At 68.0% G+C, this 17,918-nt stretch carries 17 protein-coding genes and 1 tRNA gene; 7 read left to right on the top strand and 11 right to left on the bottom strand.

The window, feature by feature from the left end; genetic code table 11:
• Positions 1-4: 4 nt before the first annotated feature.
• Both E6C72_RS05240 and E6C72_RS05235 read right to left on the bottom strand, forming a co-directional pair.
• Positions 5-1,498 carry an ABC transporter substrate-binding protein gene (locus E6C72_RS05240; protein ID WP_109442953.1) on the bottom strand — a complete coding sequence of 498 codons (1,494 nt, stop codon included), beginning with the start codon at positions 1,496-1,498 and terminating at the stop codon, positions 5-7.
• Positions 1,499-1,610: 112 nt separating this feature from the next.
• On the bottom strand, positions 1,611-3,410 hold the full coding sequence (locus E6C72_RS05235) for an extracellular solute-binding protein (RefSeq protein ID WP_109442952.1): 1,800 nt from the start codon (positions 3,408-3,410) through the stop codon (positions 1,611-1,613).
• Between the two features lie 164 nt (positions 3,411-3,574).
• On the opposite strand from E6C72_RS05235, the gene ppa reads away from it, so the two are divergent.
• From ppa to E6C72_RS05220, 3 genes are all read left to right on the top strand, one after another.
• Positions 3,575-4,132 carry an inorganic diphosphatase gene (ppa, locus tag E6C72_RS05230; RefSeq protein WP_012975242.1) on the top strand — a complete coding sequence of 186 codons (558 nt, stop codon included), beginning with the start codon at positions 3,575-3,577 and terminating at the stop codon, positions 4,130-4,132.
• A gap of 153 nt (positions 4,133-4,285) precedes the next feature.
• A complete protein-coding gene (locus tag E6C72_RS05225; protein ID WP_109442951.1) occupies positions 4,286-4,486 on the top strand; it encodes a hypothetical protein in 201 nt (66 codons plus the stop codon).
• Positions 4,483-4,686 carry a DUF2283 domain-containing protein gene (locus E6C72_RS05220; protein WP_085087258.1) on the top strand — a complete coding sequence of 68 codons (204 nt, stop codon included), beginning with the start codon at positions 4,483-4,485 and terminating at the stop codon, positions 4,684-4,686. The genes E6C72_RS05225 and E6C72_RS05220 overlap by 4 nt, the downstream gene beginning before the upstream one ends.
• On the opposite strand, the gene E6C72_RS05215 is transcribed toward E6C72_RS05220, so the two are convergent.
• Positions 4,630-5,688: an NAD(P)H-binding protein gene (locus tag E6C72_RS05215; protein WP_109442950.1), complete on the bottom strand. Its 1,059-nt coding sequence runs from the start codon at positions 5,686-5,688 to the stop codon at positions 4,630-4,632. The two genes, E6C72_RS05220 and E6C72_RS05215, sit on opposite strands and share 57 nt — an antisense overlap.
• A 113-nt stretch (positions 5,689-5,801) precedes the next feature.
• Between E6C72_RS05215 and E6C72_RS05210 the strand changes: the two genes are divergently transcribed.
• Positions 5,802-6,710, top strand: coding sequence for a LysR family transcriptional regulator (locus tag E6C72_RS05210; protein WP_109442965.1), 909 nt, complete (start codon positions 5,802-5,804; stop codon positions 6,708-6,710).
• 2 nt (positions 6,711-6,712) lie between these two features.
• On the opposite strand, the gene E6C72_RS05205 is transcribed toward E6C72_RS05210, so the two are convergent.
• Positions 6,713-7,663, bottom strand: coding sequence for an L-lactate dehydrogenase (locus E6C72_RS05205; protein WP_109442949.1), 951 nt, complete (start codon positions 7,661-7,663; stop codon positions 6,713-6,715).
• A 184-nt stretch (positions 7,664-7,847) separates the two neighbouring features.
• On the opposite strand from E6C72_RS05205, the gene E6C72_RS05200 reads away from it, so the two are divergent.
• Both E6C72_RS05200 and E6C72_RS05195 read left to right on the top strand, forming a co-directional pair.
• Positions 7,848-8,318: a DoxX family protein gene (locus E6C72_RS05200; protein WP_109442948.1), complete on the top strand. Its 471-nt coding sequence runs from the start codon at positions 7,848-7,850 to the stop codon at positions 8,316-8,318.
• 190 nt (positions 8,319-8,508) lie between these two features.
• Entirely contained in the window at positions 8,509-11,205 is a 2,697-nt protein-coding gene (locus E6C72_RS05195) for a bifunctional acetate--CoA ligase family protein/GNAT family N-acetyltransferase (RefSeq protein ID WP_109442947.1), read from the top strand.
• Positions 11,206-11,526: 321 nt separating this feature from the next.
• On the opposite strand, the gene modD is transcribed toward E6C72_RS05195, so the two are convergent.
• From modD to E6C72_RS05170, 5 genes are read right to left on the bottom strand one after another with little or no spacing between them, the layout of a single operon-like run.
• Positions 11,527-12,357 carry a ModD protein gene (gene modD, locus E6C72_RS05190; RefSeq protein WP_109442946.1) on the bottom strand — a complete coding sequence of 277 codons (831 nt, stop codon included), beginning with the start codon at positions 12,355-12,357 and terminating at the stop codon, positions 11,527-11,529.
• Between the two features lie 18 nt (positions 12,358-12,375).
• A complete protein-coding gene (locus E6C72_RS05185) occupies positions 12,376-13,371 on the bottom strand; it encodes a magnesium transporter CorA family protein (RefSeq protein ID WP_109442945.1) in 996 nt (331 codons plus the stop codon).
• A complete protein-coding gene (gene folD / locus E6C72_RS05180) occupies positions 13,368-14,273 on the bottom strand; it encodes a bifunctional methylenetetrahydrofolate dehydrogenase/methenyltetrahydrofolate cyclohydrolase FolD (protein ID WP_109442944.1) in 906 nt (301 codons plus the stop codon). The genes E6C72_RS05185 and folD overlap by 4 nt, the downstream gene beginning before the upstream one ends.
• A gap of 1 nt (position 14,274) precedes the next feature.
• The gene (locus tag E6C72_RS05175) at positions 14,275-14,589 is read right to left on the bottom strand and encodes a DUF167 family protein (RefSeq protein ID WP_158280209.1); all 315 of its coding nucleotides are present in this window, start codon (positions 14,587-14,589) and stop codon (positions 14,275-14,277) included.
• Between the two features lie 29 nt (positions 14,590-14,618).
• Entirely contained in the window at positions 14,619-14,903 is a 285-nt protein-coding gene (locus E6C72_RS05170; protein ID WP_085087243.1) for a YggT family protein, read from the bottom strand.
• A 294-nt stretch (positions 14,904-15,197) separates the two neighbouring features.
• On the opposite strand from E6C72_RS05170, the gene E6C72_RS05165 reads away from it, so the two are divergent.
• A tRNA-Ala gene (locus E6C72_RS05165) sits at positions 15,198-15,273 on the top strand.
• A 160-nt stretch (positions 15,274-15,433) separates the two neighbouring features.
• Here the strand turns inward: E6C72_RS05165 and E6C72_RS05160 are convergent.
• Together E6C72_RS05160 and accD are read right to left on the bottom strand one after the other, a co-directional pair.
• On the bottom strand, positions 15,434-16,792 hold the full coding sequence (locus E6C72_RS05160; protein ID WP_109442943.1) for a folylpolyglutamate synthase/dihydrofolate synthase family protein: 1,359 nt from the start codon (positions 16,790-16,792) through the stop codon (positions 15,434-15,436).
• Positions 16,793-16,830: 38 nt separating this feature from the next.
• Positions 16,831-17,868 (bottom strand): acetyl-CoA carboxylase, carboxyltransferase subunit beta, encoded by a 1,038-nt coding sequence (gene accD / locus E6C72_RS05155; RefSeq protein WP_109442963.1) that lies wholly within the window; start codon positions 17,866-17,868, stop codon positions 16,831-16,833.
• Positions 17,869-17,918: the final 50 nt, after the last annotated feature.

The raw sequence follows: 17,918 nt of genomic DNA, 5'->3' as shown, positions 1-17,918 counted from the left end.
GGCCTCACTTCCACGAGACGCCGGTGACGTCGTTGGCCTGGACCGGCCGGTTCACCCACATGCCGGTCAGGCCGGCCTTCTGCACCGTCACCGACGGCAGCATGAAGAGGAAGCCGTTGACCGCATCCTCCGCCAGAAGCTTCTGCTCCTCGCCGTAGAGGGCGTTGCGCTTGGCCGGGTCCTGGGTACGGTTCAGCTCCTCGTTCAGGGCGTTGAAGCGCTCGCTCCTGTAATTGAAGTAGTAGTCGGGGCGGGCATAGATGTCGATGTCCAGCGGCTCGGTGTGGGCGATCATGGTCAGGTCGTAATCCTTGCCCTTGAACGTCTTTTCCAGCCAGGCCGCCCATTCCACCGGCTCGATCTTCGCGCGGATGCCGACCTCCGCCAGCATGGCGGCGACCAGTTCGCCACCGCGCCGGGCGTAGGGTGGCGGCGGCAGGCGCAGCGTGGTATCGAAGCCGTTGGGATATCCCGCCTCTGCCAGCAGCGCCTTCGCCTTGGCCGGGTCGTAGGGATACAGGCCGGTCAGGTCGACATAGCCCTCGCGGTGCGGCGGGAAATGGCTGCCGATGGCCACACCGTTGCCATAGAGCACGCCGTCGATCAACGTCTTGCGGTCGATGGCATGGGCCATGGCGCGGCGGACGCGGACATCGTCGAAGGGCTTGCGGGCGTTGTTGGTCGACAGGATCGTCTCGCCTTCCGTCGAGCCGACCATGACCGTGAATTTCGGGTCGTTGCGGAACTCCGGCAGCGCTTCATAGGTGCTGAACAGGGTGAAGGCGTCGATGTCGCCGGCCTTCAGCGCCGCCACCTGGGCGGCCGGATCGCTGATGAAGCGGAAGGTGACACGGTCGAGCTTGGGCTTCGCCCCGTCATAGTCGGGGTTGCGGACCAGCACGACGCGGTCGCCGGCAACCCAGCGGTCGAACTTGAAGGGACCGGTGCCGACCGGCTTCTGCTTGTTGGTCGCCGCCGATTCCGGAGCGACGATGGCGGCGTCGCCGCTCGCCATGTGGAAGAGGAACAGCCCGTCGGGACGCGACAGGGTGACGACCGCCGTCCGCGGGTCCGGCGTCTCGACCTGGGCGATGGGAGCGAAATAGGCCTTCTGCGCGTTCACCGAATCGGCGGCGCGGGCGCGGTCGAGCGTGAACTTCACGTCGGCGGAATCGGCGCTGGTGCCGTCGTGGAACTTCGCGTTCGGGCGCAGGGTGAAGCGGTAGGTCAGCCCGTCTTCCGACACGCTCCAGCGCTCCGCCAGTCCGGGCACCAGCTTGCCGTCGGCATCGACGCGCAGAAGCGGCTCGAACAGGTTGGCGTAGGTGACTTCCTTGATGGCCCCGGCCGCACCGGCGGTGGGGTCCAGATGCGGCGGCTCCAGCGCCATGCCGACGACGAGGTCGGTACGCGGCTGGGCCGTTGCCGTCAGCGAGGTGGCGACGAGCGCCACGGCTGCGGCGGCAGCCAGGGTGAAGCGCGGCTTGGCGGTCGACATGGTTGGCAAACTCCCCCGTCTCGTCGTTATCGACGTTCTCTTTGCCGCGATGATGCGGTGCGGCGCGGGAGAGCGCAAGCAGAGCCGCCAGCCGTTTCTATTGTGCCGTGAGCTATTCCACCCACCAGCTTTCCAGCATCGGTCCATAGAGCGGAGTGACGGCGGGACGGTGCAGGCTCGACCAATGGGCAATGCGGTCGACCGGGCTGTGATACAGCGGGATCATGTAGTGCCCCCACAGCAGCACCCGGTCAAGCGCCCGCACCCGGCCGACCAGGGCAGCCCGCGTCGTCGCGGCAGCAATGGAGCGGGCGAGCGTATCGACCACCGGGTCGCGGATGCCGGCGAGGTTGCGGCTGCCCTCCTGTCCGGCCGCGTCGGATCCGTAATAATAGAGCTGCTCGTTGCCCGGCGACAGGGTGGACGCCCACCAGCGCATGGTTATATCGAAATCGAAACGTTCCAGCCGTGCCTGGAACTGGGCGCTGTCCACTGTGCGGACGCGCGCCTCGATCCCCAGCGGCTCCAGCGAGCGGGCGAACTCCAGCGCCACCCGCTCCTCGGACGGATCGGACAAGAGGATTTCGAAAGCGAAACGGTTTCCGGCGGCGTCGGTCAACCGGCCGTCACGCACCCGCCAGCCAGCCTGCTCCAGCAGGCGAAGGGCGTCGCGCCGGTTGGCGCGCAAGCCGGCCGGACCGTTGCCGCCACCGCCATCCGGCAGGGCGAAAGGCCTGATGAAGAGATCCGGCGGCAGGCGGTCGCGGAACGGCTCCAGCGCCGTCAACTCCTCCCCCTCCGGCAGGCCGCGGGCGGCGAGGTCGGAGTTGGGGTAGTAGCTGGCGGTGCGGGTCAGCAGGCCGTGGAACAGGCTGCGGCCGATCCAGTCGAAATCCGGCACCATCCCCAGCGCGCGGCGCACCCGGACATCGGCGAACAGCGGCCGACGGGTGTTGAAGATCAGGCCGCGCGCCGGTTCGGGGCGGTGGTTCGGCACTTCCTCCCGGACGATGCGGCCGTCGCGCAAAGCCGGACCGTCGTAACCGGTGGCCCATTTGGCCGGATCGCTTTCGTAACGAACATCGCCCTGCCCGGCCTTGAAGGCTTCCAACGCCACGGAGTCGTCGCGGTAATAGTCGAATTCCAGCCTGTCGGCGTTGTACTGCCCGACACGGACCGGCAGGCCGCGCCCCCAATAGTCGCGCACCCGCTCATACACGATGCGGCGGCCGGGATCGACCGAGGCGACGCGGTAGGGGCCGCTGCCGAGGATCGGCTCCAGCGTCGTGCGGCTGAAGTCACGGCCGGACCAGAAGACCTTGGAATGGATCGGCATCAGCCCCATCAGCAGCGGCATCTCGCGGTCGATGGTACCGTCCGGGTTGGGGGCGAAGGCGAAGCGGATGGTCTGCGGATCGGGCGCCTCGGCCGCCGTGACCTTGGCGTAGAACAGGCGGCGGTTGGGGGTGCCGTCCCGTCGCTGCGCCTCCAGCGAGAACAGCACGTCGGCGGCGGTCAGCGGGGTGCCGTCATGCCAGCGCGCCTTCGGGTTGATGTGGAAGGTGACGGCGGAGCGGTCGTCCGCCACCTCCACCCGGTCGGCCAGCAGGCCGTAGAGCGAGAAGGGCTCGTCCCACGACCGCGTCAGCAGCGTTTCGAAGACAGAACCCATCCCCAGCGCAGGCACGCCCTTGACGATGTGCGGGTGCAGGCTGTCGAAACTGCCGGTCACCGCCTGCCGGATCGCCCCGCCCTTCGGTGCGGCCGGGTTGACGTAGGGAAAAGCGGTGAAGTCCGGCGGCAATGCCAGATCGCCATGCATGGCGATGCCATGGTGCGGTTGGCCGGCCAGTCCCGGATGGGGCACCAGCATAGCCAGAAGGGTGAGGATAAGGATGATCGGACGGGGCATGACCGGCAGGGTTGCCGCTTTGCCGCACCTGCGCAAGAGCCAGCGCAAGTTCCTTGGACTCAGGGTGCGTTCCGCCTAAACTCCGGCCCCGCGTGGCGCCGGACCGGGCATCGGCGCCAAAACAAGAATGTGCCCTGAATACGCCAGTCGAAGGAACGCGATACATGGATCTGAGCAAGCTCGCCGCGGGCAAGAATGTGCCCTGGGACGTGAACGTCGTCATCGAGATCCCGATCGGCGGCCAGCCGGTGAAGTATGAGGTCGACAAGGACTCGGGCGCCGTGTTCGTCGACCGTTTCCTGCACACCGCCATGTTCTATCCCTGCAACTACGGCTTCATCCCGCACACCCTGTCGGGTGACGGCGATCCGGTGGACGTCTGCGTCGTCGGCCAGCATGGCGTCGTTCCGGGTGCGGTCCTGCGCTCGCGTCCGATCGGCGTCCTGTACATGGAGGACGAGGCCGGCGAGGACGAGAAGCTGCTGGCCGTTCCGGTCGACAAGCTGCACCCGTTCTACACCGACGTGAAGAACTACACCGACCTGCCGGCCATCGTGACCGAGCAGATCGCCCACTTCTTCGAGCACTACAAGGATCTCGAAAAGAACAAGTGGGTGAAGGTCCGCGGCTGGGGCAACGCCGAAGAGGCCGCCAAGAAGATCGAGGAAGGCCTGGCCCGCGCCCTGGAAGCCAACAAGGGCAACCCGGGCCCGGTGGTCTGAGGGTAGCGGCGATTTTCGGTCGCCGATGATGCGGCCGGCGTCAACGTCCAGACGCCGGCCGTTTTCCTTTCCCGAAGGCTGAGGGATGCCATGCCCGAGCCGGAGCGACTTCCTCCGCCGCCATTCTGACGAACCCGGTATTTTGCCTTCGACGTGCTGCCACGCCGTCCCGATCTCGATCCGCTGGAAATCAAGCGCATCATCGCCCGGCCGGAAGCGCGCATCGTTCAGCCCGACGGCCGCATCCGTTTTTATGGGTATTCGGAAACGCTCCGCTGCTTTCTCCGCGTCGTGCTATTGTCGGACGGCGTAACCGTTCACAATGCGTTTCCTGACGAGCAATACACGTCATGAAAACCAGCTACGATCCCGGTACCGACAGCCTTTATATCGAGGTTCGTCCGCTGCCCTCCAAACGGACGGTTGAGGTGGAACCCGACGTGATGGTTGACTATGGTGCCGATGGCGAACCGGTCGGCTACGACATCCAGCATGCCTCAGCCAAAACCGACCTGATCGGACGCCTGATCCTGATGCCGATGGCCGCCGAATAGACTCCGATTGGATTCGGGGCCTTCCGCCTTCGCGGGGAGATGGCCCAGCCCTTCAAGCGTCCGGCGCACCGCCAGATCCAACGGCGTGTGCGGCTCCTCGCCCAGGAAGGCCAGCAGGCGGCGGTTGTCCAGCCGCACCGGCCGTTGCCACAGATAGCGCATCTCGCCGATCTCGCGGAGCAGCGGCACCGCCAGACCGCCCAGCCGAACCGCCCACCACGACATCCGCCGCACCGGCAGTGCGGGAGGCCCAAGCGCGCGGGCGATGGCCGCGACCATCCCGCCGCCGTCGGCATCCCAATGGCCGTCCATGTGGAACATCGCGTCGTCACCCAGTTCCGCCTCGCGGTCGAGCAGGCGCATCGCCGTTTCCGCCACGTCGGGCAGATAGGCCCATTGATGGCCGACTCCCGGCCGCCCCGGCTGGTTGATCCGGGTCGGCGGCTTGCCGGGCGTCAGTAGCCCCTGGCTGAACCAGCTGCCACCGGGACGCGGACCGAAGAAGTCGCCGCAGCGCAGGGTCAGCAGCGTCGCCCCCCGACCGGCCGCCCGATGCAGGCGGCGCTCCATCTCCACCCGGATGGCGCCCTTGCGGGTCGTCGGGTTCTGCGCCGCCGTTTCCGGGATCAGCGGGAAGACGTCGGGGCCATAATTGTAGACGGTTCCGGGCAGCAGGATGCGGGCATGGTTGGCGCAGGCCGCGGCGATGCTGTTGTCGAGCATGGGGAGAACCAACCGGTCCCAGTCCTTGTAGCCGGGCGGATTCACCGCATGGACGATCAGCGCCGCCCCCTCGGCCGCCGCCCTCACATCGGCGGCGTTCATCGCATCGCCGACGATCCAGTCGATGCCCTCCGATCGCGGCGCCTCGGCCGGCTTGCGGCGCAGGCCCCGCACCGTCCAGCCACGGGCAGCCAGCGCCCGCGCCATCTCGCCGCCGACCCCGCCGGTCGCGCCCAGGACCAGGGCGATCCTGCCTGCGCCGGTTCCCTGCCCTGCCATCGCACCCCCCATCTTTGCCTCCATCATTCTTGCAGCCGGTGATGGGCAAAGGATGGGCCGGGAGTGGGATGAACGGAATTGTCGAACTGCGGCGAGCGGTTATACTGAAATCGATGAACTCACCGCCACCGCCCAGCTGGGATCTCTACCGCAGTTTTCTGGCGGTGATCCGTGAAGGATCGCTGTCGGCGGCGGCGCGCACACTCGGGTTGACGCAACCGACGCTGGCCCGCCACATCGCGGCGCTGGAGGAGGCGGTCGGCGGCTCCCTGTTCATCCGCTCGCCGCGCGGGCTCGATCCCACCGACGCGGCGCGGTCCCTGAAACCGCAGGCGGAGGCGCTGGAGACGGCGGCGGCCAGCCTGTGGCGCACGGCGTCAGGCTGGGGAAGCGAAGTGCGCGGCACCGTGCGGGTCACCGCCAGCGAGGTGGTGGGCGCCCGCATCCTGCCGGCGATCCTGGCCCAGCTGCGGCAGCGCCATCCGGCTCTGGAGGTCGAGCTGGTGCTGTCCAACGGCGTCGACAATCTGCTGCAACGCGATGCCGATGTCGCCGTGCGCATGGTGGAGCCGGACCAGCAGGCGTTGCTGGTCCGGCGGATCGGCACCATCGCGCTCGGCATGTACGCCCACCGCGACTACCTCGACCGCCAGGGCGTTCCGCACTGTCCGCACGACCTCGCCCGCCACAGCCTGATCGGCTTCGACCGCGAGACGCCCGACATCCGTGCCATGATGCGGCGGGCGCCGGCCATCGACCTGCCCCGCTTCGCCCTGCGGTCCGACAGCCATCTGGCCCAGCTGTCGGCCATCGAGGCCGGCTTCGGCATCGGCATCTGCCAGGTCCCGCTGGCGCGGCGGAACCCCGATCTGGTCCGGCTGCTGGCCGACGCCTTCGACATGCCGATGGGCATGTGGGTCGCCATGCACGAGGATCTGCGCACCACCCCCCGCTGCCGCGCCGTCTTCGACGGGTTGGCGGCGGGCCTGCGAGAACACGTGTCAGCGCAACAGGTGGGGTAGCGTCAACTGGTCCAGCCCATCCGGCGCTCGACGCCGTTGGCGGCCTCTTTCAGGATTTCGGCGCTGCGGCGCAGGGCGGTTTCCTCCTCCGCCGACAGGTTGGGCAGGACGGTGTCCACCACGCCACCGGCGCCGATGACGCGCGGCAGTGACAGCACCACCTGCGGCACGCCGCAGACATCATCGGTCAGCATGGCACAGGTCGCCACCAGCCGTTCGTCGGCGCCGATGGCCGCCACCAGCCGGGCCAGACCGCCGCCGATGCCGAAGGCGGTGTGGCCCTTGCCGTTGATGATGCGGTAGGCGGCACGGCGCACCCCCTCGTCGATGGCGGCGCGGTCCTCCGCCGTCAGGCTGCGGCGGAGCTGGGCGGCAGCCTGCTCGACGGACAAGCCGGCGACGGTGGCGCTCGACCACAGCAGCACCTCCGAGTCGCCATGCTCGCCGACGACATGGGCGTGGACGGAGCGCGGCGTCACCGCCAGCTGCTCGGCCAGCAAGGCGCGGAAACGCGCGGTGTCCAGCACCGTGCCGGAGCCGATGACCCGGTTGCGCGGCAGGCCGCTGATGCGGGTGGCGATCTGCGTCATCACGTCGACCGGGTTGCTGGCGACCAGCAGCACGGCGTCGGGGGCGGCCTTCAGCACCTCCGGAATGATGGCGCCGAACACCTTGGCGTTGCGCTCCAGTAGTTCCAGCCTCGTTTCACCCGGCTTCTGGGCGACGCCGGCCGACAGCACGACCACCCCCGCCCCCTCCAGCGCGGCGTAGGAGCCGGCGCGGACGGTGACGGCGTGTGTGAAGGGCACCGCATGGGCGATGTCCTGCGCTTGGGCCTGGGCCAACGCCTCGTTCATGTCGACCAGCACGACCTCGCTCGCCGCGCCGGTGGTCACCATGGCGAAGGCGGCGGTGCTGCCGACGAACCCCGCCCCGACGATTCCGACCTTCATGCAGTCCTCCCCGAACCCGTTTCACGGTGAATTGTGCTGGATCAATGATGGAAATAAAAGAACTCAAATAATGGTCATCCGTGTCGCGAACTCGCGTCACCCTTGCCTGTCAGCCAGCATTCTCGTTCAGCGGTTTTCCAGCCAAACAGGCAGAATTCACTAGAATTTTAAGGATTGAACGATCATGTCCACTGGAATCGCAAACAGCACGGGTTCCCACGCTACGGATGGCGCATCGCCGCTCGCCGCCCTGATCGGCCCGGCGGTTCTGCCCGACCGCTTCTCACCAGCGCTGCCGATGAACATGGTGCGCATTCTGCTGGGCCTGTTCTATGCCCCGCATGTCTACCAGAAGCTGACCGGCATCGACGCCTCGCTGGGCTTCTTCGCCAAGGCCGGGCTGGAGCCGGCACCGCTGTTCCTCGGCCTTGCCATCATCTGCGAATCCCTGGCCCTGGTGACGCTCGTTGGCGGCTTCTTTACCCGCTGGGCGGCTCTGCTGTCGGCAGGCTGCATGGCGGTGGCCGCCTATGCCATCTTCGCCACCAAGGGCATCAACTGGTACTGGGCCAAGGGCGGGGTGGAGTATCTGGTGCTGTGGGGTCTGCTGTCCCTGGCGGTGTCGGCCGACGCCTGGCGCCGGACCTCGCGGTAAGCGGAACGGGCGCCGTCCCGCCGGAGGCGGCGCGACGAAACGCCTCTTGCCCGATGGTCATACCAGCCCTTAATGTTGCGTCGCAGCAAATGGCGGGGATGAAAGTCCGGGCTTGCGCTGTTCGTCATCAAAACCGTCGGTAGCCCATGGCACACTGGGGCCGGCGCCTATCCCAGCCCCGGATCCGGTCATGACCGTTCGCAACCTCGACAAGCTGTTCAAGCCCGCGTCCATTGCTCTGATCGGCGCCAGCCGCAAACCCGGCACGGTGGGGGCGGTGGTTGCCCGCAACCTGTTCCAGGCCGGCTTCGACGGTCCGGTGATGCCGGTCAACCCGACGGAACGCGCGGTGGAAGGGGTGCTGACCTACAAGACGGTGGACAGCCTGCCGATCACGCCGGACCTGGGCGTCATCTGCACGGCGCCCGACACGGTGGCGGCGACCATCGACGCGCTGGGCAAGCGCGGGACCAAGGCCGCCATCGTCATGACCAAGGGCATGTCGGCCGACCAGACCCAGGCGATGCTGGACACGGCCAAGCCCTATCTGATGCGGGTGCTGGGACCGAACAGCCTGGGCGCCATGGTGCCCGGCCGCGGCATGAACGCCAGCTTCGCGCCGGTGGCGCCCCGCAAGGGCGACGTGGCGCTGGTGGCGCAAAGCTCGATGGTGCTGACCTCGATCGCCGACTGGGCGACGTCACGCGGGATCGGCTTCTCGCATCTGGTGTCGCTGGGCGACCGCGGCGACATCGATTTCGGCGATCTGCTGGACTATCTCGCTTCCGACGTCACGGTGCGCGCCATCCTGCTCTATATCGAGAGCATCACGCACGCCCGCAAATTCATGTCGGCCGCCCGGTCCGCCTCGCGCCAGAAGCCGGTGATCGTCATCAAGGCCGGGCGATCGGACGAGGCGCAGGAGGCCGCGGCCAGCCACACCGGGGCGCTGGCGGTGTCGGACGCCGTCTATGACGCGGTGTTCCGCCGGGCCGGCGTGCTGCGGGTCAACGATCTGGCAGAGCTGTTCGACGCCGCCGGCACGCTGGGCACCGGGGTGCCGATCACCGGCGACCGGCTGGCCATCCTGACCAACGGCGGCGGCATGGGGGTGATGGCCACCGACAAGCTGATCCGGGCCGGCGGCCGGCTCGCCGCCCTGGCGCCGGAGACGCAGGAGGCGCTGGGCAAGGCGCTGGGTCCGCAGCCCGGCGGCGCCCCCTTCCGCAACCCGCTGCGCATCGGCGCCGACGCCACGCCCAAGCGCTATGCCGAGGCGCTGAACGCGCTGATGCAGGACAACGCCAACGACGCGGTTCTGGTCCTGCACTGCCCCTCCGCCCTGACCGACAGCGAGGCCATCGCCCAGGCGGTGGCGGAGACGGTGCAGGCCAACAAGGCGCGCCGCCACCCGGTGCTGACCAGCTGGATCGGCGACCAGTCGGCGATGGAGGCCCGCAAGCTGTTCGCCGATGGCCGCATCCCAACCTACAACGGCCCGTCCGACGCGGTGCGCGCCTTCATGCATCTGGTGCGCTACCGCCGCAGCCAGGAACTGCTGATGGAGACCCCGCCGTCGGTGGCGGAGGATTTCCAGCCCGACGAGATCACCGTGAAGAAGGTGATCTCCCGCGCCATGGCCGAGAAGCGCGAGTGGCTGAGCGAGTATGAGGCCAAGCGCGTGCTCGCCGCCTACGGCATCCCGGTGGTCGACACCCGCGTCGCCGAGACGCCGGAGGAGGCCGCCGCCGCCGCCCGCGTCATCGGCGGGCCGATCGCGCTGAAGATCCTGTCGCACGACATCACCCACAAATCCGACGTCGGCGGCGTGGCTCTCGGCCTGACCAGCCCGGAGGACGTGAAGGCGGAGGCCGAGGCGATGCTGGCCCGCGTCGCCGAACTGGCGCCCGACGCGAAGATCGAGGGCTTCACCGTCCAGGAGATGGCCGTACGCCCCGACGCCTATGAGCTTATCGTCGGCATGACCGAGAACGAGATGTTCGGTCCGGTCCTGCTGTTCGGCGAGGGCGGCATCGGCGTCGAGGTGGTGGAGGATTACGCGCTGGCCCTGCCGCCGCTGAACATGAAGCTGGCAGCGGAGCAGATGAGCCGCACCCGCATCCACCGCCAGCTTCAGGGCTACCGCTCGCGTGCGGCGGTCGATCTGGACACGGTGGCGCTGACGCTGAACAAGGTCAGCCAGCTGGTGGTCGATTTCCCCGAGATCGCGGAGATGGACATCAACCCGCTGCTGGCCGACGCGGACGGCGTGACGGCGCTGGACGCCCGCATCAAGGTCGGCGTGCCGGCGCTGGCCGGAGCGGCGCGGCTGGCAATCCGCCCCTATCCCAAGTCGCTGGAGGACCGCATCACCATCAAGGACGGCCGCCAGTTCTTCGTCCGCCCGATCCTGCCGGAGGACGAGCCGCTGGTGCACCATCTGGTGGAGAACCAGACGGCGGAAGACCTGCGCCTGCGCTTCTTCGCCCCGCTGAAGCGGCTGTCGCATCAGGCGGCGGCGCGTCTGACCCAGATCGACTATGACCGCGAGATGGGGCTGATCGCCGTCGGTCCCGACCAGCAGACCGGCGATACCATCATGTATGGTGTGGTGCGCATCACCGCCGACCCCGACAACCGCCGTGCCGAATATGCGGTGATGGTGCGGTCCGACATGAAGGGCCAGGGGCTGGGCTATATCCTGATGAACAAGATCCTCGACTATGCCCGCTCGCGCGGCATCAAGGAGGTCTATGGCGAGGTTCTGCGCGAGAACACCAACATGCTGAACATGTGCCGCGCGCTGGGTTTCGTCCGCAAGGAGAACCTGGATGAGCCCGGCGTGGTGGAGGTGCGGATCGAGCTGGGCGGCGGGCTGGCGGCGTAAATGACCGTCTGTACCGGTGGTTGACTAAAGGCACGGATGGGGCAATATCAGGCTTGGCGGACAGGGGGATTCCGCCCCCCTGCCCGCCAGCCCGATGCTAGCTGAAGAGATCAAGCAATCTCTTGACGATCTCCAACGCTAGGATCAGGAGTTGGAGGATTTCCTTCATCCTCTGTTCTCCTTGTGCGCAGCGGGGATGGCGGCCACTCCGCCATCCCGTCCGCGTCGCCACTGTGGCGCACGCATAGGTATTGCGAAAGCGCTTTCGCTCGCGAAATCAGGAATTTCAGTGGCTGCGCGGCGCCCCTGCGGGCATCGCCGCTACGCCGGCCCCAGCACGACCTGGACGTCGGCAGGCTGGCCGAAGAAGGGGGCGGAAGTGATCAGCAGGCGGCAGCCGGCCGCGGCGTAGGCGGCAGCGTTCGCCTCGGTCACGCCGCCGGCCGGGGCCACCACCGGCGGCGGGGTCAGGCGCCTTGTCGCCTCGATCACGGCGCGGGCGGCGTCAGGCGGCAGCTTTTCCAGCTGGATCACGTCGGTGCCGGCGCGGGCGAAGGCCACCGCCTCCTCCACCGATCCGACCTCAACCACGATCTTCTTTTCCGGGGCCTTGCGGCGCAACTCCGCGATCCAGACATCCGGAGATTCGGTCAGGAAGGCGCGGTGTTCGGAAAAGACCAGCAGCGTTTCCGACAGGCCGAGCCGGTGCATCACCGCCCCGCCGGCCCGCACCGCCTTGACGCTGAGATCCTTGGCACCGGGAAAGTTCTTGCGGGTGCAGGCGACGGTGACACCAGGGGCCGCATCGACGATGCGCCGGGCGCGGGTGGCGATGCCGGAGGCGTATTCGACCAGCGTTTGCGCCACCTTCCAGGCTCGGTGCAGCGCCCCGGCCGGGCCGTCCGCCTCCAGGAAAACCGTTCCGGCCCCGACTTCCGTGCCGCTGGGCTCGAAACGCAGAACCCGGCCGCCGGCCTTCTCCACCAGCCGCGCCGCCTCCTCCGTCCCCGCCAGCACCATGGCGCCGCGGGCGGTGAAGCTCATCCGCGCCGGATGCGCGGCGATCCCGAGCGCATCGGTTGTCAGGTCGCCGTAGGGAACATCCTGCGCCAGAAGCGCGTCGAGGGCGGCGTCGGGCAGGATGGTCGTCATCGGCGGGATTTCCTTCCTTCAGAGCCAGCCGCGCCGGCGGAAGTACCAGAGGGGGACCACCGCCGACAGCACCATCAGCAGGATGGCCATGGGATAGCCGAACTCCCAGTCGAGTTCCGGCATATGCTTGAAATTCATGCCATAGGCCGACGCGATCAGCGTCGGCGGCATCAGCGCCACCGAGACGACCGAGAAGATCTTGATGATGGCGTTCTGTTCGATGTTGATCAGGCCCAGCGTGGCGTCGAGCAGGAAATTCGCCTCGTGCGCCAGGAAGCCGGCATGTTCGGTCAGGGACCGCAGGTCGCGCGTCATCGTCTTCAGCGCGGTCTTCTGGTCCTTGTTCAGCCGGCCGCCGCTGACCGAGGTCATGAACACCACCAGCCGGTCGAGACCGGCCAGACTGTCGCGCACCTTGTGGGTCAGGTCGCCGGCGCGGCCGATGCCGCGCAGCACGTCCTGCAACTCGTCGGGTTTCTTGGCCGCCTTGCCGAAGCCGCCGCCGTCCAGCGAATCGTCGAAGACGCGGGCCGACAGCTCGTCGATGCGGCCGCCGACCAGCTCCAGCACGTCGGCGACCCGGTCAATCACCGCGTCGAGCAGGCCGAACAGAGCGCTCTCCCCGGTCGCCAGCAGTTCCGGCTGGCGGACGCAGCGGGCGGCGAAGGTGATGACCGGCAGCGGTTCGGTATAGCGCAGCGTGATCAGGTGGCGCGGGGTCAGCACGAAGGTCAGCTCGCCCTGCTCAGGGTGGGGCGAGGTGGCGCGCGAGATGATGGGAGAGGTCATGTAGATCCCCTCTCCCTCGACATAGAGCTGGCTGGAGGCCTCGATCTCCTTCATCTCCTCGCGCGTCGGCAGATCGCAGCCGGTCAGCGTGCCGACATGGGCGCGCTCGGCCTCGGTCGGGCGCAGAAGATCGATCCAGACCGCCCCGCCCGGCAACTCCTCGCCGAGTTCCAGCGGCTGGCGCACCACCCGTCCATCCTCGGCGCGGGCGTGGACGGTGATCAAAGGGCGGCCTCTTCAGGCACCGGCGCGCCGGCGGCGCGACAGGCAGCAGCCAGCGTGTTCAGCATCAGGCACGCGATGGTCATCGGGCCGACGCCGCCGGGGACCGGCGTGATGGCGCCGGCGACCTTCACCGCCTCGTCGAAGGCGACGTCGCCGACCAGACGGGTCTTGCCGAGTTCGGCCGCGGCGACGCGGTTGATGCCGACATCGATCACCGTGGCTCCCGGCTTGATCCAGTCGCCGCGCACCATCTCCGGCCGGCCGACCGCCGCCACCAGGATGTCGGCACGGCGGCATTCGCCGGCAAGATCGACGGTGCGGGAATGGGCCATCGTCACCGTGCAGTCGGCCTGCAACAGAAGCTGCGCCATCGGCTTGCCGACGATGTTGGAGCGGCCGAGCACCAGGGCGCGCTTGCCCTTCAGGTCGCGGCCCAGCGTGTCGCGGATCAGCAGCAGGCTGCCCAGCGGCGTGCAGGGCACGATGGCGCCCGGCTGGCCGGTGGCGAGCAGCCCGGCATTGACGACATGGAAGCCGTCGGCGTCCTTCTCCGGGACGATGCGGGCCAGCACCTTCTGGGTGTCAATGTGCTTGGGCAGCGGCAACTGGACCAGGATGCCGTGGACGGCCGGATCGGCGTTCAGCCGGTCGATCAGCGCCAGCAGGTCGGATTCGGCCATGTTGGCCGGCTCGTGATGGTCGAAGCTGTTCATGCCCAGTTCGACCAGGGCCCGTTCCTTGGAGCGGACATAGACCTGGCTGGCCGGATCCTCGCCCACCAGCACGACGGCCAGACCGGGGATGACACCATGGCTGGCCTTCAGCGCCGCCACACCATTCGCCACCCGCGCACGCAGGCCGGCCGCAAAGGCCTTGCCGTCGATGATCTTCGCGTCCGCCATGCTACTCTCCACCTTCGCTGCCCACATCGTCGATCAGGGGCGACAGCCGGGCCAGCAATGCCGCCGGGTCGCCCGCCACATGCAAAATCTTGTTCCGGTCGGTGGTGCCAGCCACCACGGTCAGACTGGTCTTGGGCACTTTCCATGCCTTCGACAACAGTTTTATGACGGCCTCATTGGCTTTGCCGTTTTCCGGCACCGCCGTGACCGCCAGCTTCAGCACCCGTCCCCCTCCGGCCGTCTCGGCGGTGCCGGTGACCGCGTTGCGCGACGCCTTTGGCGTCACCCGCAGCGCGATGCGCAGGCCGTCGGCCACCGCCTCGACAGGGGAGGAGGACGCCACGGTCAGAAGCGCGGCCAGTATTGCGCCATCAGGTTCTGAATGAAGGAGATCGCCAGCAGCACGACGATCGGCGACAGGTCCAGCCCGCCCATGTTGGGCAGGACGCGGCGGATCGGGCGCAGCACCGGCTCGGTGATGCGGTACAGGAAATCGCCGATCAGATAGACCGCGCGGTTGCGCGTGTTCACCACGTTGAAGGCGACCAGCCAGCTGAGGATCGCCGACAGGATCAGGACCCAGAAGAACAGGTCCAGGATGGTGTTGATGAGCAGATACAACGCGATCATGCCGGGCCAGCTCCAGTGCGGTTTTTGCGACGGCCGCGCGCAGAGCGTTGCGCTGCGGGCGCCAGCCTTTTCCGGGCACCCTAAGCATAAGCGGCAAGACCTGTCCAGTACGGCGGCCCGCCGATCGGCCGGGCGACCTGCGACGGATCGGCCGTCCTATGCCCCATCCCGCACCCCATCCCAGGTCATCGCACGCACACGTCATTTTTTCTGAATCAAGCGCTTGACAGCACCCCCCGTGATGGACAATATCCGCGCCACGCCGGGGCAACGAAGACGCCAGGGTGTGAGTGTGGGGCCGTAGCTCAGCTGGGAGAGCGACGCGTTCGCAATGCGTAGGTCGGGAGTTCGATCCTCCTCGGCTCCACCATTTCCCCCTTCCAAGGAAGGGCGAGACGAATTGATAGACGGTTAGCGGGCGTTGCCGGGAACGGCATCTGGCCCGCTTTTTCTTTTCGGGTTTCCAGAAAGACAAAAATCCGGCGGACCCGATGGTCCGCCGGTGGTTCCGGGCCAAAATGCCGGGAGCGTCACCCGTTACCCGCCAGCACCGTGCCGGCGAGGTAGAGCGAGCCGCAGATCAGCACGCGCGCCGGGCTTCGCCGGCCGGCCACCAGATCGGCCAGGGCGGCGTCCACACTGTCCGCGGCAGCATGGTCGCGGATGCCGCAGAGCTTGGCCGTCTCACAGGATTCCTCGGCCGTAAAGCTGGCTTCCTCGCCGGGAATCGCCACCGCGCGCAGCGAATGGGTGAAGGGAGCCAGCGGCCCCAGGAACTCGAACGGGTCCTTGCTCGACAGCATGCCGTAGATCAGCAGCAACGGTAGGGCGGGACCGCCCCCCGATCCGTTATCCGGCTGGCCGCGCGACCAGTCGACCGCCTGACGGGCCAGGACCTCGCCCGCCGAATCATTGTGGCCGCCGTCCAGCCACAGCTCCCAGCCCGCAGGCAAGCCCTCGGCAAGCGGACCGCGGGTCAGGCGTTGCAGGCGGGCCGGCCATTCGACGGCAGCGAGGCCCCGGCGCACCGCCTCGTCATCCACCGGCAACGGCAGATGGTCGAGACAGGCGATGGCGACGCCGGCATTGGTGATCTGGTGGGCGCCGGCCAGCCCCGGCATCGGCAGGTCGATCTGGCGCTTGGCGCTCTCGAAACGGAAACCGTTCGGCAGGTCCTCCACCGACCAGCTCTGGATCGGGGCGGCGATGGCGTTGGCGCGCAGGTTCAATGCCTTCAGCGCGTCGGCCTCCGGCTGCGGTGCCAAAACCACCGGGACGCCGGGCTTGAAGATGCCGGCCTTCTCGCTGGCGATCTCCAGCAGCGAGTCGCCCAGGAACTGGCGGTGGTCGTAGGAGATGCGGGTGACCGCCGTCACCGCCGGCCTGTCAACCACATTGGTGGCGTCCAGCCGCCCGCCCAGACCGGTTTCCAGCAGCACGACATCGGCCGGTTCGCGGGAGAAGGCGAGGAAGGCGGCGACCGTCGTCACCTCGAAGAAGGTGATCGGATTGCCGGCGTTGGCGACCTCGCATTCCTCCAGCAGGGCAGCGAGATGGCCGTCGTCGATCAGGCGCCCGGCAAGCCGGATGCGCTCGTGGAAGCGGACGAGATGCGGCGAGGTGTAGACATGGACGCGGTAGCCGGCCGCCTCCAGCATCGCGCGCAGGAAGGCGACCGTCGATCCCTTGCCGTTGGTGCCGGCGACATGGACCACCGGCGGCAGCTTGCGCTCCGGATGGTCCAGCGCCGCCAGCAGACGATGCACCCGGTCCAGGGACAGGTCGATGATCTTGGGGTGAAGCCCCTTCAACCGATCCAGCACCGGGTCGGAACGGGTCGCTGCCGGCCTTGCGGTCGGATTGGCCAGCGGGGTGGGGGCGTCGATCATGGTCGTCTCTGGTCGGGTGGTCGCGGAGGTGCTGCCGGTCAGTCGCCGCCGGCCTGGACCGGTTCCGCCTGCGGCGACGACGCCTGCTGCGTCGAGACCGGTTGGGCCGCGGTCGCCTGCGTGGCGGTCGGCGTGCCCGGCTGGGGCAATTGAGCCGGCTCGCCGCCGATGCCCTGGACGGCAGCCTGGGCGGCGGTCAGGTCCAGATCCTCCGCCTCCGCCTCGATGCGCGGGGTCATCAGCAGGCCGATGGTGCGGACCAGCGTCGGACGCAGGTCACGCCGATGGACGACCATGTCGACCATGCCATGTTCCAGCAGATATTCGGAGCGCTGGAAGCCTTCCGGCAGGGTCTCGCGGATCGTGCTCTCGATCACGCGGGCGCCGGCGAAGCCGATCTGCGCGCCCTTCTCGGCGATGTGGATGTCGCCCAGCATGGCGAAGCTGGCGGTGACGCCGCCGGTGGTCGGATCGGTCAGCACGACGATGTAGGGAAGACCGGCTTCCTTGACCATCTCCACCGCGATGGTGGTGCGCGGCATCTGCATCAGCGACAGGATGCCTTCCTGCATGCGCGCGCCGCCCGAGGCCGGGACGACGATCAGCGGCGCATGCTTCGCCACCGCCAGACGGGCGGCGGTCAGCAGCCCTTCGCCGACGGCGATGCCCATCGATCCGCCCATGAACCCGAAGTCGAAGGCGGCGACCACGGCGGCATGGCCGCCGATGCGGCCCTCGCCGACGACGATGGCGTCTGTGCGGCCGGTCTTGGTCTGGGCTTCCTTCAGGCGGTCGGTGTAGCGCTTCTGGTCACGGAACTTCAGCGGGTCGGCGACCGACTTTGGCAGCTCGACACCCTCATAGGCGCCGTCGTCGAACATCGACTGCAACCGCTTGACCGGGTCGAGCCGCATGTGGAAGCCGCAATGCTGGCAGACGTGCAGGTTCTCTTCCAGCTCGCGGTGGAACAGCATCGACTCGCAGCTCGGGCACTTGTGCCAGAGGTTGTCGGGCACTTCCTTGCGGGCGTAGAGCGCGCGGATCTTGGGACGGACGTAGTTGGTAAGCCAGTTCATGGAACGCCTTTCAACGACATGGCGATATGCCGAAGCCCGGCGGCGGCCGG

The sequence above is a fragment of the Azospirillum sp. TSH100 genome (genome assembly GCF_004923295.1).
GTDB lineage: Bacteria > Pseudomonadota > Alphaproteobacteria > Azospirillales > Azospirillaceae > Azospirillum.
The sequence above is the reverse complement of the archived record's forward strand: the minus strand, read 5'-3'. Positions and strand labels throughout refer to the sequence as shown.

Excerpts from the sequence above, each read along its gene's own strand:
- E6C72_RS05240 (WP_109442953.1), bottom strand. The coding sequence starts at position 1,498 with ATGTCGACCGCCAAGCCGCGCTTCACCCTGGCTGCCGCCGCAGCCGTG.
- E6C72_RS05235 (WP_109442952.1), bottom strand. The coding sequence starts at position 3,410 with ATGCCCCGTCCGATCATCCTTATCCTCACCCTTCTGGCTATGCTGGTG.
- ppa (WP_012975242.1), top strand. The coding sequence starts at position 3,575 with ATGGATCTGAGCAAGCTCGCCGCGGGCAAGAATGTGCCCTGGGACGTG.
- E6C72_RS05220 (WP_085087258.1), top strand. The coding sequence starts at position 4,483 with ATGAAAACCAGCTACGATCCCGGTACCGACAGCCTTTATATCGAGGTT.
- E6C72_RS05215 (WP_109442950.1), bottom strand. The coding sequence starts at position 5,688 with ATGGCAGGGCAGGGAACCGGCGCAGGCAGGATCGCCCTGGTCCTGGGC.
- E6C72_RS05210 (WP_109442965.1), top strand. The coding sequence starts at position 5,802 with ATGAACTCACCGCCACCGCCCAGCTGGGATCTCTACCGCAGTTTTCTG.
- E6C72_RS05205 (WP_109442949.1), bottom strand. The coding sequence starts at position 7,663 with ATGAAGGTCGGAATCGTCGGGGCGGGGTTCGTCGGCAGCACCGCCGCC.
- E6C72_RS05200 (WP_109442948.1), top strand. The coding sequence starts at position 7,848 with ATGTCCACTGGAATCGCAAACAGCACGGGTTCCCACGCTACGGATGGC.
- E6C72_RS05195 (WP_109442947.1), top strand. The coding sequence starts at position 8,509 with ATGACCGTTCGCAACCTCGACAAGCTGTTCAAGCCCGCGTCCATTGCT.
- modD (WP_109442946.1), bottom strand. The coding sequence starts at position 12,357 with ATGACGACCATCCTGCCCGACGCCGCCCTCGACGCGCTTCTGGCGCAG.
- folD (WP_109442944.1), bottom strand. The coding sequence starts at position 14,273 with ATGGCGGACGCGAAGATCATCGACGGCAAGGCCTTTGCGGCCGGCCTG.
- E6C72_RS05170 (WP_085087243.1), bottom strand. The coding sequence starts at position 14,903 with ATGATCGCGTTGTATCTGCTCATCAACACCATCCTGGACCTGTTCTTC.
- E6C72_RS05160 (WP_109442943.1), bottom strand. The coding sequence starts at position 16,792 with ATGATCGACGCCCCCACCCCGCTGGCCAATCCGACCGCAAGGCCGGCA.
- accD (WP_109442963.1), bottom strand. The coding sequence starts at position 17,868 with ATGAACTGGCTTACCAACTACGTCCGTCCCAAGATCCGCGCGCTCTAC.